This window comes from Sutcliffiella sp. FSL R7-0096, assembly GCF_038595065.1.
GTDB lineage: Bacteria > Bacillota > Bacilli > Bacillales > Bacillaceae_I > Sutcliffiella_A.
Genome location: NZ_CP152003.1, coordinates 4,501,733 through 4,518,633, shown reverse-complemented (window position 1 = coordinate 4,518,633; position 16,901 = coordinate 4,501,733). Strand labels below are relative to the sequence as shown.

The window sequence follows — 16,901 nt, the reverse complement described above, 5'->3', positions numbered from 1 at the left end:
ACGATCTACATGTATATTCAAACCATCTATGGCCCGATTGCTCCGGAAGAGTTGGGGGTATGTGCGTGTCATGAGCATTTAAGCATTGACCTAAGCAGGATCAAAGGAGATCCGGATACGGCCCTGCAAGATGTGAGGCTTGTAACGGAAGACCTTAGAAGCTTTAAAGCACACGGGGGAAAAGCCGTTATTGAAGTAACCAATTATGGGATGGGCAGGAATATTCCTGCCCTTCTCCAAATAGGCCGTGAGCTAGATTTGCAGATTGTCGCAAGTACAGGCTGTTATAAAGACCCTTTTATCCCGGAGGATCGGACAAGCTACACGCGGGATGAATTCCGCCAATGGATGATCGATGAAATTACCCATGGAATGGATGGGACGGATGTACTTCCAGGTATCATTGGCGAAATTGGCAGCAGTCTCAATAAGTTTGAGCCGATTGAACTAGAGCTTTTTCATGGCGCAATTGAAGCAGCAAAAGTTACGAAGCTTCCATTATCCACTCATACAACACTCGGAACAATGGCCTTGGAGCAGATCGAACTGTTTGAAAAAGAAGGCCTCCCACTGAATCAGGTAATCATTGGTCACCAGGACCTGAATGAACAAGATGAGGTCGTTCTGGAGGTGCTTGCTTCTGGTGCTTTTGTGGCACTTGATACAATCGGCAAGGAAAACTACCGGACAGATGCAGACCGCCTCGCATCACTCATGAAATTTTTAGAAAAAGGCTATGAAAACCAGTTGTTACTATCAAGTGATCTGACACGCAATTCCCATATGCGGGCAAAAGGTGGTCAAGGTTATGACGTGGTGCTCCGAAGCTTCATCCCAAGTCTAAGGGAAAATGGGGTGGATGAAAACGTGATTCAGAAGTTTCTCACCAAAAACCCTCAGCAAGCATTCAGCATACGAAAAGAGGCGAGCTTATGAGATATGAACAGTCCATTTTACCGAATTTGACTTTGAAAGAAGCCCAGCAACTTCAGTTCCGTCTAATTGACGAGATTACTAGGGAATTTAAGGACAATGAGTTTTTCCTTACGGGGGATGTCGGACTTCACCCTGCTTTTAACCGTCCCTATGTGACCGCCCGGGTGGAGCGGGTCCTTGCTGGAACCTTTGATGCGGAGTCATGCGCATTGGTCAGGGGGAGCGGGACTGGAGCGATCCGGATTATCTTGAGCCAGCTGGTGGAACCTGGTGATGCTTGCATCGTTCATACAGCACCGGTCTATATGACAACCAAGGAAACATTCAGGATGATGGGAATAAAACAAAAGCAAGTGGACTTCAATGACTTGGAAAAGCTGCGCGCGCACTTGAATTCTGATAACGATTCCAGAGTTTTTTACGTCCAGCACGCAAGGCAGCAACCAACAGATACCTATCGATTAGATGAAGTCATCCAACTTGTAAAAGAAGTACGCCCAGACCTTCCCATCGTTGTGGATGATAATTATTGTGCGATGAAAATGCCTAAAATAGGAGTTCAATATGGGGCGGAGTATTCCACTTTTTCCGGCTTCAAGCTGCTTGGGCCCCAGGGGATAGGCATTCTTTTGGGTAAGAAAGAAGCAATGGAACAGATTCATCACCGTAATTACTCGGGTGGAGGCCAGGTGCAAGGGTTTGAGGCACATGAACTGTTAAGGAGCCTTGTCTTTGCACCGGTGATGCTCGCTACTCAAAACGAGCAGGTGGAGGAGTTGAGGGAGAGAATCGCTTCAGGTGAAGTCCCTCTTGTAAAAGAGGTGTATATCACCAATTCGCAATCCAAAAATGTCATCGTGGAACTTGAGCAGCCAATCGCTCAGGAGGTGATCAAGGCAGCTTCAGACTTCGGTGCAGCTACTTACCCTGTCGGAGCGGAATCTCGCTTTGAACTGATACCGATGATTTATCGTGTTTCGGGGAGTTTTTTGGAAAGCCAGCCTGAGCTTAAAGAGTATGGTCTACGAATCAATCCGATGAAATCCTCGGCAAGCACGGTCATCCGTATCCTGAACCAAGTGCTTGGGAACATGGCAGCGAGGTGATCTGGGATGTTTCTTGATATGACACTGAAAAGAAATGAGGAGCTGGTGAGGACCGCGACCTTGCTTCATCGAAATGGCGATATTCCGGCCAATACTTATGTGTTGGATCTCGACCAGATCGAGGGAAATGTCCAAGCACTCTCACGCTCCGCTTCCGATCATGGTATAACGCTCTATTATATGACCAAACAAATAGGGAGAAGTCCATTTATTGGTCAGATCATCGAACAGAATGGGATGGAAAAAGCTGTCGGAGTGGATATTGATGAGGCGGCCATGCTAAAGAGCGGCGGTTGCCGGATCGGAAACCTCGGCCATCTTGTCCAGCCATCCAAAAGCCAGTGGAAGTATGTCCTTGAAGCGCTCCAACCGGATGTGGTCACGTTATTTTCCTATGAAAGGGCACAACAGTTATCAAAAGCCGCTTTAGAGCTTGGAATAAGGCAGGATGTCATTTTGAGGGTAATCAAACCTTCTGATCAGGTGTTCCCAGGTCAGTTCGGCGGGTTTCTTTTGGAAAAGCTTGATGATGAAATCAAGCGACTTATCACGCTACCGGGGATAAGGATTATCGGGATAACGAGTTTTCCGGTCTTTCAATTGAATGAAGAGAAGAATGACATGGTCTTCACCTCCAATATCCAAACGCTCAATACAGCAAAAGCCATCTTGGAACAGCATGATCTCGAAGTCCTGCAGGTGAACGCCCCAAGTGCCACAAGCTGCTATACAATGCCACTTTTGAAGGAAAGCGGTGTGACACATGGAGAGCCTGGGCACGCCATAACAGGTACCACTCCATTGCATGCGTATAGGGAAGACCTCGCAGAAGTGCCATCCATGGTATACGTCTCGGAAATCTCCCATATGGACCAGGACTTTGCCTATACCATTGCCGGCGGATTTTATGCGAGAGGTAACATGGAAGCTGCTCTATATGGAAGGGACGAAACAGCGCTTCTCACCCAACGTACCCAAACAGCACTTGTTTCGCCTGAGAACATCGACTATTACGGGGCTCTTGAGAAAAAGGAGAACATGAATGTCGGGGATACAGTGGTATACGCTTTCCGTACCCAAATCTTTGTTACCCGTGCCCATGTGGCATTTGTGCGAGGGGTTCGTACCTCAAGCCCTGAAGTTGTTTATTTCCAGAAAAGGGGGCTGTAAGCGATGAAGAAAGTCACACTATTGATCCTGGACGGTTTTGGAGTTGGAGCAATGGAAGATTGCAAGGCTGTCAAACCGGAGGATATGGAAGCGAACACGTATAAAAGCATCCGTGAAACGGTAGATTTGAAGATTCCCAACCTTTACCGGCTCGGACTGGAAAAATTAGCGGATGGAACTGGTGAGCCAATTGCGGCACATGGAAAAAGCAACCTCGCCCATTATGGAGCAGATACTTATATGGGTCATCAGGAGTTGATGGGAAGCAAACCGGGCAGGCCTAAAGAGAGATTGATGAAGGATATTGCCCCTGGATTGAAGGCAGCTTTGGAAGCGAACGAGTATAAAGTGGAGTATCCACTAGAAGGGGTGCCTGTCCTTCTAGTGGAAAAATCCGTGGTGATTGGAGACAATCTTGAATCTCAACTCGGTAACATCATCAACGTGGTATGTGACCTTAACCAGATTACTTTTGAGGATGCCTGTGAGATTGGAAAAGTGGTGCGAAGCAATGTAGACACAAGCAGGGTCATCGTCTTCGGCAATACGACCACCTCAACGGAAATCATCCTCTCCACCGTCCATGAAAAAAATACGGGGCAATGGGGAGTGGATTCACCAAACGCAAAGGTCTACGGCCCAGGCTACCATGTACTGCACCTAGGCTATGGGGTAGACAGTAGCAAACAACTAGCATATCTTGCGGAGAAGAAGGGGCTGCCAGTCTTCCGGATTGGAAAAACGGCAGATGTCATTCAGGCGGATGGCTATGCAGACGGTGTGGTCGAAACAAAAGAGGTGTTACGTCAATTTCATGACAAATATAACTCAACGAAAGAAGAGTCCCTCTTCCTCGTGAATGTCCAGGAAACAGACCTTGCCGGTCACAAAGAAGACAGCAATTGGTATAAAGAAGTCCTGGAAGAGGTGGATCGGTTTCTCGCTGCGTTCATCCCCACTTTAGAGAAAGAAGAGTTACTGATCATCACCGCCGACCATGGAAACGACCCAACCATTGGCCACTCCAATCACACCCGCGAACAAACCCCCATACTCGTGGTGGGCAACGGTTTATCCCCAGTCAACCTAGGAACAAGGAGTACCATGGCCGACATTGCAGCGACCATTGCAGAATACCTTAACGTGGAAAAACCGGAGTTTGGGGAGAGTTTTTTGAAGTTGATGTAATGGATGTGGGGACGGTACTTTTGCTTCTTTGGATGAATGGCGAAATAGAAAAAGCACCGTCCCCAATTAAAGTTCACTTTAAAGAAAATGCGCTTGTTTCTAAGCATAAAGAAAACGCGTTTATTTATAGAAGCACTGGATTGGCACTATGCTTATTGAATCTATTTCAATATAGTTTAAATTAAACAAACGTTTGATTAAATGAAAAAAAGCAGTTGATAGACTGGTCTCCTTTTATGATACTTTATTAATCAACTTTTATTGATGGGTATATTAGAATAGTGAATGCTATTTGATCTCATAAAATAAAATTGGAAGAAGAATACCATTTAGATTCCCCCATATAATGATATGAAATTTATTTTGTAGCTACCCCGTAGGACAGCTCGGGTGAAACACGCATCAATAGAATGGGGGAATCGAGTTGGATAAGAAGAAAGTTCTAAAGATTGTTGGTTTGGTGTTAGGTGCTGTATTGGTTTTCTTTATTGGTGCGGCGATTGGCTCTAGCGGGGCGAAGATAACGCTGGATGAAAAAGTATTAGAGCTAAGTACAATTGATCAAGAAATCGAAGCAATGGCAGCGGATCGCGATGAACGGAAGGCTGATATAGAGGAAGAAATCACTTCACTGGAAGAGGAGAAGAAGGGTGTCGCAAAGGAGATTTCCACCTTACAAGATGAGAAGAGCGCTACAGAAGCACTTATCAAAGACAAAGAACAGATAGAGGACGACTTAACCGAGACAAAAGGTAAGCTTTCAGATATCGAGGCCGAGTTGGAAAAAGAGTTAGCGGAGGGGAGAAAGGAAGTAGAAGCTGAGTTGGAGAGCTTGAATGCCGATCTTGCTTCTTTAAAAGAAGAGATTGCCGTAAAACAATCTGAGCTTGACACCATTGTTGGTGGTATCAAGGAAAAGAAGGATGCTCCTAAAATTCTTCCTGCTGGCTACTTCGTCGTTGGTGTTGATATTCCCTCTGGCAGGTACAAGGTGACGACAAATGGCACAAGTGGAAGCAACTTTGTCGTGTACGGGTCAAATGGTAGCCTCGAGGTTAACACCATCATCAGCAATAGAAATGACTTCGGTGTAAAAGAATACGTGGTCTGGCTGAGCGACGGCATGATCATTGATGCGAGCGATACGTTTAAATATGTGCCAGTAGAATAAAAGGGCATTTCTTCCGCTCCTTAGCCACTTACTTAATAAAGGTGTGGTGGTAGCGGAAGAGCTCTCCCTTTATATCCTCTCTCTTCCATTCCGTTCTAGCTCCATTCGTTCCTTCTGTTGTTGGTGAAGGGCAAGCGGATCCGTGTAGATTCCATAAATGTCACCTTTTATATATTTCTCTTTCTTTTTAGCCTTCCCTAAAGGCGAGGACTGCGTTAGATCAATTGTTTTTCTTCCACCAATCCCTGGTAGTGCTACAGCAGTAAACAATATCACCACAATGATCCCCAAAATATTCCCCTGCACGACAAAATACAAAAACGCAATTCCGATCAATATCAACCACATAGTAACCTCCAAATGGAATAACCCCATCACTACATATATGGCGATAACATGAGAAATATGATCGGTATGAACGGATCGACCCTCGCACGACAAAAAATATGCGATTATCCCCCCAATCAACCCAATCAATCTATCTTCCTATTCATAGAATAATAGAGTAAATAGATAGAAAAGGAGGTGGAAATTTTGGCATGCTTTTATAAATACAGCCCCAACAACCAAACGACAAATCATGTGCAAAAATGTAAAACTAACATCAACATCAAGATTAAATGTGATGACAGAAATGGTGATGGCAACCGTGAAACAGATGCTTTCCGTGCAGTGAATACGGAAGTGCAGAGAATTGAAACACCAAATGACTTTTATAAAGTTTTATTCCAGGAAGAGCAGTTTGATAACGGTGACATCTACAACTCTAACAACTCCACATTTGTCCCTCGCAGATCTGGTGTCTATTATGTTGCTGGAACGGTGACGTTTATAGCAGATGACGGCACTATCCCATACCGCGTACGTGTTCAGATTTATGTGAATGGAGAAAGTGTTGCAGCCGATAACGACTATTGGGCAGAGATTGATGATCAATTCCGATATGTGAATGCAATAAACGTCAACACAATCCTTCAATTGGAAGCAGGTGATTTAGTAGAAGTATTTTTGACTAGTACCACACCAGGTATTATTGAAGTCGATACGCCTGACTTCAGTACACGATTTGAAGCAGCAAGGTTCAGGTAACATTCCATGAAGGCGGAGGGGGGAGGCTCCCTTCTGCTTTTTACTATTAATCTATTAATTTCAATACACCTATAAAGGCACAAGTCCATGCATCCCGCCGCAAACTACATAGAATAATAGAAAAGGTAGAGAGACGGGTCTCTGAATCATCTACCTTTAAAAGGAGGTGCAACAACATATGAAATGCTACTACTACGCTAGCTCAAAAAATGACCATAAAACGGACTGCAAACCGAAACACAAAGATAAGCACCATTGCAAAAAATGCAAGAACAATTTCAACATCAACCTCTTCGGAATAAGCATCAACATCGGAGACAAAGGTCATTGTTAGTGGATTGTAAAAGGTTTAAGGGGGTGTGAAGACGATTTTACATCTCGAAGGAGGGCAGTGAAAACTGTCCTTTTCTATTTGTTTTTGATAAGGTAAGAAAAAAGGGGGATCACTCCAATGAATCTGACGGGCATACACCATATCGCCATCATTTGTTCCAACTATGAAAAGTCCAAAGATTTTTACACCAATCTGATGGGATTTCCTATAATCCGTGAGGTGTATAGGGAGGAGCGGAACTCCTATAAACTGGATCTCAGCCTCCCCGATGGCACTCAGTTGGAACTATTTTCTTTTCCGGAGGCACCGACTAGGCCAAGCTACCCCGAAGCGCAGGGTCTTCGGCATTTGGCATTTCGAACTCCGGATATCGTAGCGACAGTAGAGGAACTGGAAAGAAAGGGTGTAAAGGTCGAACCGATAAGAATAGACGAACACACCAACAGCAAGTTCACATTCTTTAAAGATCCGGATGGCTTGCCTATTGAACTATACGAAAATTAGATTTCAATGTCATCACAAAAATGCCAAGTACAGATATGTTATTTCCGGCACTTGGCATTCTTACTCTTTATCAAACAGGTCATGTAGTAGAAGTTGAAGAAGATGGTCTTATGCTTTATGGTTGGCGTAACGCAGCTAGATACCAGAGGAAAGAAGTTGGAAGTGACCTGCACTTTACCAGACTATCCGTTCCTTACGCACTAACTTTTACTTGCGACTGGCGGCTGACTGCCTTTAAAATAAACATCTTATCCTGTGCCGTTAGCATTCTCCAGCTTTTCACTTTAATTTTCATTTAAACTTCCCCCTTGTCGTCATTTTCCGATTAAACATCTATAGTTGAAAAATACCTTTTATTAACATGATATAAACAACAAAAAATCCAACATTTTCCGCAAGATAATGCTAGATTATTGAATATTTTTATCGAATATAAGCAGAAATAAGTAGGTTTATGTAAATTAGGAAGGGATGAAATTAGGGAAGGGTTTATTTACCAGATTCATTTAATGGGAAAATAAGATAATATTTAACTATTTTATCCTGATGGGCATCGTGTTAAAATAAATACTTGTTGATAGGATTTTTGCCGCCGCGAATTTTCGAGTTTTTTGAAACTAACATTGGCTATTATCCGTATAAACTACAAAAGCAATAAAACAACTACATAAACTAGAGGAGGAACAAGGAATGAAACGTACAGCAGAAATAGTAATGACTGTTATCGCAGTAATTATCAGTGGTATTACAGCACTTTTCGGATTATTGATGAATTTTGGTCTGTCCAGTCCTGAATTTACACAGATGATGGAAGAAGAAATGGCAGCCGACCCGGCGGTGGAAGAAATGGACATGGCAGCATTCATGGACATGTTGGCATTAGCAGGCCCAACTTGGATCGCTGTAGGAATTCTCTCTTTAATACTTGGCGTAATTGGAATTATCGCTCTCAAAGGTAACAAAAAGCCAGTGCTTGCCGGAATCATGCTGATCTTGGCTGCACTTGTCATCGGAGTCGGAACATTTGGATTGGGATTCATTCCAGCAATTCTTTACTTGATCGCGGGTATCATGGCGTTTGCACGCAAACCTAAAGTGACAGAACAGCATATCTAAAATTGAATGGACGAACAAGAGGGCAGAGGAGGAGACTTCTCTGCCGTTTTTTTATGAATGGAGTAAAATAAAGCTCGGTTGTTGAGAGCATAGGGCCTTTTAGTAGCTTCCATCCTGGAATGTTCCGCCATTATGTCCTATTATTTGAGGTATCTTCCCCGAACAAGAAGTTTATTTTCCGTTAGCCAAAAATACTTTCCATTAATCACAAAATACTTTCCGTTACGCCCAATTTATTTTCCATTAACAGAATATACGAGCCGTTCGACACAAACTCCAACAAATTGACACGCTCGTCCCTTAAACAACAATCAATAGAAAAACAAAGAGGCCCACAATTCCCAGGGCCTCTCTCATCTGTTTATCTTAGCTGCTTCTCAAAATTTAACAAGTTAAATCTTGAATTTTCGTTCTGCATTGAATGGCTTCTAGCCTATGGGATTCCGCTTTTTCCACCAGTTGCTGTTTCATGCCCTTGTCGAGACAATCATTGGCAATGACGGAGTAATAGTGGGCTCTCATAGAGTGCCAGAAGTACTGTAAGTTTCTTACGGTCTTCATAGCAGGACCTCCTTTTCACTCATAAATCAACGGAGGTTGGTGCGGGTAACTGGCTAACTGGTTCACTTTTTAAAGCAAACGGAAGTCCCTTTAGTTTTGCGTCACTAGCTTTCACTAGTTTTGCCTTTTTCCATGATTTATGAAAAGTACATTCCTATTGTAGTCTTTAAGGAGGTGTAATGACATAGGTCTTTAGAATCATATTGTCATATTTTGTCGAAGTAGGATTTGAGGGATGAATAAGGTTAACCCAAATGGCTGGCGATCACAATCCTCTCAAACCAAAATACCCATTGAAAATTTTCAGAATTCATAGTATGTTATAAGTAGAATTATGGTAGCGTTTTCATATACTGTAGATTTATAGTTGTGGGACTGCTTTTTGTGCAACTATGTGCAAACGGTTTCGCAACTCGGTGGATCTTAACAATATGTGCAAGCGCTTCCGCAAATTAGTAAGCAATTCGTCTTTATCAAAGATGTCGAGATTTAGATTACGAAAGGGGCAGGGACACGATGAGAAGGTTTCAAAGGGGAATGGCTGTATTACTTTCCGTTCTACTAGTTGTTTCCATGTTTGCAGGCTATCTACCAACAAAAGCAGTGGCCGCAACGGGAGATAAGCGGATAGCATTCAGTTACGAACGGCCTGATGGGAAATATGATGGCTGGAATCTGTGGGTCTGGGGGACTGGTGTGAAGGATGACCAGATAGACTTTACAGAGGTTAAAGATGGCATTGCATATGCCGACATTGCAGTAAGTGAAAATGCGGATAAAGTTGGTTTTATTGTCCGCAAAGGGGATTGGGAAGAAAAGGACTTTGATGGGGATCGTTCGATAGCGGTCAACAAAATCGATGACATCACCAAAGTGCACGTAACAAGTCAGCAGGAAAAATTCGTGCAATTTCCTGATGGCAGCGCACCTGTTGTCGCGGACGGCAGTGCAGACTTCTTTTTCCGTGATAAAGACCTGTACGCAGCTGGTGAAATGGACAAGGTCGAAAAAGTCGAGCTATCCATTTTAGGTGAAAATTACGAAATGAATGCCGAGCCGGATAAGGAGCGTTTTACCTATACAGTAAACGACCTTCCTACGGGACAGCATGAATATACTTATTTTGTGACAGTGGATGGAGAAACGAAGGAAGTAACGGATCCATATAACACAGTGAATGGGAAATCCGTTGTGGAGTACTTGGTGTCAGATCTAAAAGTGACAGGTTCAGTTACCCCGGCTAAGGTTGATTATAACCAAAATGCTGTGGTGAAGGTGGACATCCACTCAGAAACGGAGACGAAAATCCGTGAGATGTCTATCAATCTATCAGAAATCGGCGGAAAAGAGAAGGTGGCCATCGATCCTGCACTGAATGAATTGACGGTCGCGGTCAAGCAAAGTGTGACAGCAGGTGTGAAAACTTTGCCTATCACAGCGATTGATGAATTCGGAAATCGTTACGAAGGGTCTGCAACATTAGAAATTCAGGCACGTACTTATACAGGTGAAGAAGCGGACTTCGATTGGGATCAGTCGGTTGTTTATTTTATGCTGACAGACCGTTTCTTTGATGGGGATTCTTCCAACAATGATCCGCATGGAATTGGCTATGATACAAGCAAGTCTGGTACATACCAAGGCGGGGATTTCAAGGGGATTACGCAAAAACTTGATTACTTGGACGAGCTTGGAATCAATACGATCTGGATCAGTCCGGTTGTCGATAACATTAAATATGATGTGCGACACAACGACGGACCGGATACGCCATATTATGCTTACCACGGCTATTGGGCGGACAATTTCGGGAAATTGAACCCGCATTTCGGTTCCATGGATGACTTCCATGAAATGATAGACAAGGCCCATGAACGCGGAATCAAAATCATGGTCGATGTCGTATTGAACCACACAGGTTACGGGTTGAAACCTGGTGACAACAGCAGTGTCGCAAACTTCCCGACAGACGAAGACCGTGCACGATTCGACGGAATGCTTCGAGATGGCGGTTCGGATACAATCCGCGGAGAGTTGGCTGGCCTACCGGATTTTCTAACGGAAAATGCGGATGTCCGTGAGCAGGTGGTGCAATGGCAGACGGACTGGATCGAAAAGTCTAGAACGGCAAAAGGCAATACCATTGATTATTTCCGTGTTGACACTGTCAAACATGTGGAAGACACCACTTGGATGGCGTTCAAAAATGCTCTGACAAAAGAAATGCCGGAGCACAAGCTGATCGGGGAAGCGTGGGGTGCAAGTGTCAATGATGATCAAGGCTACCTGAACAGCGGGATGATGGATTCTTTACTAGATTTTGAGTTTAAGAACTATGCACGTGATTTTGTGAACGGGCAACTAGATGCGGTCCAGCAAAAGCTGGAGGCCCGCAACGGCAAGTTGAACAATACATCAACACTAGGGCAGTTTTTAGGAAGTCATGACGAGGACCGATTCCTTGAGCTGGTTGGGGGAGATCTCGGGAAGTATCAGGTAGCGGCGTCCCTTCAACTGACGGCAAAAGGACAGCCTGTCATCTATTATGGAGAAGAGCTGGGCTTGCCTGGTAAAAATAATTATCCTTATTACGACAATCGCCAGAATATGCCGTGGGATGACGTGGAAGGCAATGAAACTCTAGAGCATTATAAAAAAGTTCTGGACTTCCGTAACGAAAATCCGAACACGTTTGCTAAAGGGGACCGTGAGAAGGTAGCGGGATCTGACAACGACAAATTCTTGGTTTTCTCCCGCACATATGGAGAGAATTCTGTTTATGTAGGGTTGAATACGGCAGCTACTGCAAAAGATGTTACCCTGAACTTTGGTTCCTCCGAAGCAGTGGTGACGGACCACTATTCTGGTCACGAGTACCAAGCAAATGATCAAGGGCAAGTAACCTTCACCATACCTGCAATGGAGGATGGGGGCACTGTTCTGCTTGAAGTGGATGGAGCAGGACCGCCTGTAGAGGAAGAGCCAACGGAACCGGGGAAAATCGGTGAAAACACTCTTCGAATCCATTATCAACGCACAGACAACAGCTACGAAAACCTTGGCCTATGGCTTTGGGGAGACGTGGCGGCCCCTTCTGAAAACTGGCCATCAGGTGGCACACCGTTTGAACCAGGCAATGTAACTGATTATGGTGCTTATGTCGATGTTGAGCTTTCAGAAGGCGCGCAAAACGTCGGATTCCTTGTACTGAACAGAACAAACGGGGACAAGGACGGCGGAGACAAAGGTGTTGAGCTGTTCAGTCCAGAATTAAATGAAGTATGGATCAAGCAGGGCTCTGACGAAGTATTTTTATATGAACCTGCCAACCTACCGGAAAACACGGTCCGCATTCATTATGAAAGAACGAATGCCGACTATGACGGATGGGGTTTATGGAACTGGGAGGATGTCGAGACCCCATCTGATGGCTGGCCGAACGGTGCCGCAGATGCTGCAGGCATTGGTAAATACGGTGCTTACTACGACATCAAGCTTAAAGAAGATGCAAACAAAATCGGCTTCCTATTTGTAAATAAGCAAACAGGGGCGCAAACGGGAGATATGAGTTTCGATATGCTGAAGCAATACAACCAACTTTTTGTAAAAGAAGGCGAGGATAAGGTCTATACGAACCCATACGGAACGGTGCCATTGGCGCTTGTGTCCGGGGAGGTCTTGTCAGACAAGTTGATTAGTCTTACTTTTACCAAGACAGATAGATTAGATTTGGATGAATTGAAAGAGCAATTAGAGATCAAGGATGTAGATGGGAACAATGTGCCTTTTACAGACATGACCATTGAAGGCGAAAAAACGATCCATGTCTACGGCGAGTTTGATTTGGAGAAAATTCCGTTCACCGTGACATATGGAGACCGCACCATTTCTGTAAAATCCGGCTGGAAGTTGATCGATGAAATGTATGCCTATGAGGGCAAGCTTGGCGCGGAATTGCATGAAGATGGAACGGCTACATTAAAAATATGGTCGCCAAAAGCGGACAATGTGTCTGTGGTGGTTTATGACAAGGATGACCAGAACGAGATTGTTGACACAATCAAAATGGCAAAAGGGGACCGCGGTGTCTGGTCTGTAAAGCTAACTAAGGGTAATACTGGCCTTGATAGTTTGAAAGGTTACTATTACCACTATGAAATCACACATGGTGATGTAACGAATCTTGCTTTAGATCCGTATGCCAAATCAATGGCAGCATGGAACAACGAAGCGGGGGAAAAGATCGGAAAAGCGGCGATTGTGGACATCGGCTCCATTGGGCCAGAGCTTGATTATGCTGATATCCCAGGCTTTGAAAAGCGCGAAGATACTATCATCTATGAAGTGCATGTACGTGACTTCACGTCTGACCCGAATATCGGCGAGGACCTGAAAGTCCAGTTCGGTACATTTGCTTCTTTTGTAGAAAAACTGGATTACATTCAGGAGTTAGGTGTCACTCACATTCAATTGTTGCCTGTGATGAGTTATTACTTCAGCAATGAATTGGAGTCTGGGGAGCGCATGCTGGAGTATGCTTCTACCAACACCAACTATAACTGGGGCTATGATCCGCACAGTTATTTCTCTTTATCCGGTATGTACTCGGAGAATCCTGAGGACCCGGAACTGAGAATCAAAGAATTCAAGAATCTGATCAACGAGATTCATAAGCGCGACATGGGTGTGGTACTCGATGTGGTGTTCAACCATACGGCACAGGTCCACATTTTCGAGGACCTTGTACCAAACTACTATCACTTCATGGATGCTGATGGAACGCCTAGAACAAGCTTTGGGGGCGGTCGTCTAGGAACGACTCATGAAATGTCCCGCCGTGTGCTGGTGGATTCCATCAAGCACTGGGTCGACGAGTACAAAGTGGATGGATTCCGTTTTGACATGATGGGAGACCATGATGCAGAAAGTATTCAGATCGCTTTTGACGAAGCGAAAAAATTGAACCCGAATATCGTGATGATCGGGGAAGGCTGGGTAACATTTGCCGGTGACGAAGGCGAACCGGTCCAAGCGGCTGATCAGCAATGGATGCAATATACGGAAGCGGTCGGAAGCTTCTCCGACGAATTCCGTAACGAACTGAAATCCGGCTTCGGAAGCGAAGGACAGCCACGATTCATCACAGGTGGCGCGCGCAACGTGCAACAAATTTTCGATAACATTAAAGCACAGCCGTATAACTTTGAAGCGGATCAACCAGGCGATGTGGTCCAATACATTGAGGCGCATGACAACCTGACGCTATACGATGTCATCGCACAATCTATTAAAAAAGATCCGGAAATCGCGGAAAACGACTTGGAAATTCATAAGCGTATCCGCGTGGGTAATGCAATGGTACTGACTTCTCAAGGAACGGCGTTCTTGCATGCTGGACAAGAGTTTGGACGTACGAAGCAATGGAGAGCACCTGCAACAGAGGCACCATACAAATCTACGTATATGACAGATTCTGAAGGCAACCCGTTCGTCTATCCTTATTTCATTCACGATTCCTATGATTCCTCGGATATCATCAATCGTTTTGATTGGGAAAAGGCGACAGATGCTGAGAAATACCCTGTTAACAATGTGACACGTGACTACACGAAAGGCTTGATCGAGCTGCGTCGTTCAACTGATGCCTTCCGCTTGGGCTCTCGTGAGTTGGTAGATTCCAACGTAACGATGGTGAAGGCACCTGAAATCAAGGAGCAAGACCTGGTTGTTGCATACCGTAGCGTGTCGACTGCTGGTGTGGAATATTACACATTCGTGAATGCTGATACTTCTAGTAGAACATTGACGTTAGAGCAGGATCTGACGGACGGTGTGGTAGTAGTCGATGCGGATGAAGCTGGTATGGCTGGAGTATCAGCGCCTTCAGGTTTTGAGCTGACAGCAAAAGGCATAACGATGGAACCATTGACGACTGTAGTCATTCGCGTTGGCGAGCAGGAAGGGATGGACCCTGGTGATGGGGACGGAACTCCTGGGGACGGTGATGGCGATGGTAACACTCCTCCAGGCAACGGAAATGGAAACAAGCCGGGGACACCACCAGGCAAAGGTGGAGAGAACCCTGGCAAAGGCAGTGAAAAAGGAAAAGGCAAGAACGATAAGACACCACCGGGTAAAGGTGGGGAGAACCCAGGTAAGGGGAACAAGCTTCCCTATACAGCAACTTCTTCTTATAATAATATGCTGCTTGGAACGGTAATGCTGGTTTTTGGTGGAGTGTTGTTCTTTTGGAGAAGAAGAGTGGAATTGAAAGAAAGAGCCTGATAAAATAGAAAAAAGTGTGGCAAGGGAATATCCCGCCACACTTTTTCATTTTTATAAGGCACTATTTCATTGTAGATTTATGATCCACTATACGTTATTTTCAATACAGCCCATTTTATTTATCAAACTAACAAAATTCATGCCGTTCTCCACAATTCTACAAAATAACTTAAAATCCCCCTGGTTTAAACAAACTCCGTAAAACCAAGGTGCAAGCACCAACGGCCATTCCCTTTTTTCCTAAAGTGGAGCATTCAATGGCTTCAGCGCCAGGGGAGCTTTTCAGGGTGCTCCTTTCCACCATGGTGCGGATCGGAGAAAGAATGAGATCTCCTGCATCGAATAACTTTCCTTCTAAGATAACTTTAGATGGGGTAAAGATATTAATGAAATTGGCGATGGCCAGACCAAGATAGCGACCTGATTCCTCAAGGGATTCTAGTGCCAGTTGGTCCCCTTTTTCAGCGGCGCGGAATATCATTTCAATATCCCACTGGCTGTCTTCATTAATTTCTGCAGCTAATATAGAATCTCGCCCTAACCGAATGCCTCGCTTGACACGCTCGAGCACTGCCGCCTCTGAAGAGAATGCTTCTAGGCATCCATAGTTGCCGCATTTACATCTGGGACCATTCACATCGACGATGGTATGGCCGATCTCTCCTGCGCTGTTATATACGCCATTATAGATTTTATGATTCAGGACAATGCCTGAACCAATCCCTCGACCTACACTTATACAGATAAAATCGGATACATCTTTGCCTTTGCCGTACCAACTTTCAGCCAGTGTCAGAGCCCTTACATCGTTTTCCATAAGTACCGGAATGGAGAACTTTTCTTCTAAGGTCTTCTTAATCGGGATATTCGACAAGTTTAAATGCGGTGCGAAAATGGCTATTCCGTTCTCTGGATCCACTAAGCCGTGCATGGCCACACCGATACCGATGATGGAGGAGTGGAGGAGGTCATTTTCATCTAAAGTGACTTGAATGCATTCTTTTAGCATGGTTAGAAATTCTAACTCACTTGGAGTATTCCAAACCTCTCTATCTTTACTGTAAATAATCTCCCCATCAAGGTTGGAGATGACAGTGGTGATGACCTCAGCAGATCCATATATGCCAATAATAAAGTAGTTTGATGAATTAAGGGTTAGCATGATCGGCTTTCTTCCACCTTGTGATTTCGCGAAGCCGGTTTCTTCTTTAATAAAGTCCGCCTCCAGCAGTTCGGAAACGATGCTGCCAACTGTAGGAGGAGTTAATTTCGTCAGTTTTGCAATTTCGGCTCTGGAAATCGGTCCCTGTAAACGGATCAAATTCATAATGGCAGACTTGTTAAGTGATTTCATTCCTTCAAAGCTACCAGTTTTCGGTATAAAAGACATATTTGTTCCTCAATTCTTTAAAAATTCTTAAATGCTATTAATAGGCGATTC

Annotated in this window: 14 protein-coding genes and 1 riboswitch; of the genes, 11 read left to right on the top strand and 3 right to left on the bottom strand. The window is 44.5% G+C overall.

Features of this window, described 5'->3' with window-relative positions; translation table 11 throughout:
• Positions 1 to 9: 9 nt before the first annotated feature.
• The 6 genes from MKY77_RS23135 to MKY77_RS23110 all read left to right on the top strand — a co-directional run bounded on the left by MKY77_RS23135 (position 10) and on the right by MKY77_RS23110 (position 5,571).
• Positions 10 to 936, top strand: coding sequence for a phosphotriesterase (locus MKY77_RS23135; protein ID WP_339147957.1), 927 nt, complete (start codon positions 10 to 12; stop codon positions 934 to 936).
• Positions 933 to 2,042, top strand: a complete 1,110-nt coding sequence (locus tag MKY77_RS23130) for an aminotransferase class V-fold PLP-dependent enzyme (protein WP_339147956.1) — start codon at positions 933 to 935, stop codon at positions 2,040 to 2,042. Before MKY77_RS23135 ends, MKY77_RS23130 begins: the two co-directional genes overlap by 4 nt.
• An 18-nt stretch (positions 2,043 to 2,060) precedes the next feature.
• Positions 2,061 to 3,212, top strand: a complete 1,152-nt coding sequence (locus tag MKY77_RS23125) for a YhfX family PLP-dependent enzyme (protein ID WP_339147955.1) — start codon at positions 2,061 to 2,063, stop codon at positions 3,210 to 3,212.
• Between the two features lie 3 nt (positions 3,213 to 3,215).
• Positions 3,216 to 4,400 carry a phosphopentomutase gene (locus MKY77_RS23120; protein WP_339147954.1) on the top strand — a complete coding sequence of 395 codons (1,185 nt, stop codon included), beginning with the start codon at positions 3,216 to 3,218 and terminating at the stop codon, positions 4,398 to 4,400.
• Positions 4,400 to 4,585 carry a hypothetical protein gene (locus MKY77_RS23115; RefSeq protein ID WP_342515535.1) on the top strand — a complete coding sequence of 62 codons (186 nt, stop codon included), beginning with the start codon at positions 4,400 to 4,402 and terminating at the stop codon, positions 4,583 to 4,585. Before MKY77_RS23120 ends, MKY77_RS23115 begins: the two co-directional genes overlap by 1 nt.
• 239 nt (positions 4,586 to 4,824) lie before the next feature.
• Positions 4,825 to 5,571 (top strand): hypothetical protein, encoded by a 747-nt coding sequence (locus MKY77_RS23110; RefSeq protein WP_339147953.1) that lies wholly within the window; start codon positions 4,825 to 4,827, stop codon positions 5,569 to 5,571.
• 69 nt (positions 5,572 to 5,640) lie between these two features.
• Here the strand turns inward: MKY77_RS23110 and MKY77_RS23105 are convergent, their stop codons facing one another.
• Positions 5,641 to 5,919 carry a hypothetical protein gene (locus tag MKY77_RS23105; RefSeq protein WP_342515534.1) on the bottom strand — a complete coding sequence of 93 codons (279 nt, stop codon included), beginning with the start codon at positions 5,917 to 5,919 and terminating at the stop codon, positions 5,641 to 5,643.
• 186 nt (positions 5,920 to 6,105) lie between these two features.
• On the opposite strand from MKY77_RS23105, the gene MKY77_RS23100 reads away from it, so the two are divergent.
• The 4 genes from MKY77_RS23100 to MKY77_RS23085 all read left to right on the top strand — a co-directional run bounded on the left by MKY77_RS23100 (position 6,106) and on the right by MKY77_RS23085 (position 8,614).
• Entirely contained in the window at positions 6,106 to 6,660 is a 555-nt protein-coding gene (locus MKY77_RS23100; protein WP_339147951.1) for a hypothetical protein, read from the top strand.
• Between the two features lie 451 nt (positions 6,661 to 7,111).
• Entirely contained in the window at positions 7,112 to 7,498 is a 387-nt protein-coding gene (locus MKY77_RS23095) for a VOC family protein (protein WP_339147950.1), read from the top strand.
• A 20-nt stretch (positions 7,499 to 7,518) separates the two neighbouring features.
• On the top strand, positions 7,519 to 7,797 hold the full coding sequence (locus MKY77_RS23090; RefSeq protein ID WP_342515533.1) for a hypothetical protein: 279 nt from the start codon (positions 7,519 to 7,521) through the stop codon (positions 7,795 to 7,797).
• Positions 7,798 to 8,188: 391 nt separating this feature from the next.
• Positions 8,189 to 8,614, top strand: a complete 426-nt coding sequence (locus tag MKY77_RS23085; RefSeq protein WP_339147949.1) for a DUF4064 domain-containing protein — start codon at positions 8,189 to 8,191, stop codon at positions 8,612 to 8,614.
• Positions 8,615 to 8,998: 384 nt separating this feature from the next.
• Here MKY77_RS23085 and MKY77_RS23080 read toward each other — a convergent pair whose 3' ends face one another.
• Positions 8,999 to 9,175 carry a hypothetical protein gene (locus MKY77_RS23080; protein WP_339147948.1) on the bottom strand — a complete coding sequence of 59 codons (177 nt, stop codon included), beginning with the start codon at positions 9,173 to 9,175 and terminating at the stop codon, positions 8,999 to 9,001.
• Between the two features lie 41 nt (positions 9,176 to 9,216).
• Positions 9,217 to 9,310: riboswitch (cyclic di-GMP riboswitch) on the bottom strand.
• A 381-nt stretch (positions 9,311 to 9,691) separates the two neighbouring features.
• Here MKY77_RS23080 and MKY77_RS23075 point away from each other — a divergent pair.
• Positions 9,692 to 15,460 (top strand): pullulanase, encoded by a 5,769-nt coding sequence (locus MKY77_RS23075; RefSeq protein WP_339147947.1) that lies wholly within the window; start codon positions 9,692 to 9,694, stop codon positions 15,458 to 15,460.
• 169 nt (positions 15,461 to 15,629) lie between these two features.
• On the opposite strand, the gene MKY77_RS23070 is transcribed toward MKY77_RS23075, so the two are convergent.
• The gene (locus MKY77_RS23070; protein WP_339147946.1) at positions 15,630 to 16,850 is read right to left on the bottom strand and encodes an ROK family transcriptional regulator; all 1,221 of its coding nucleotides are present in this window, start codon (positions 16,848 to 16,850) and stop codon (positions 15,630 to 15,632) included.
• Positions 16,851 to 16,901 lie beyond the last annotated feature (51 nt).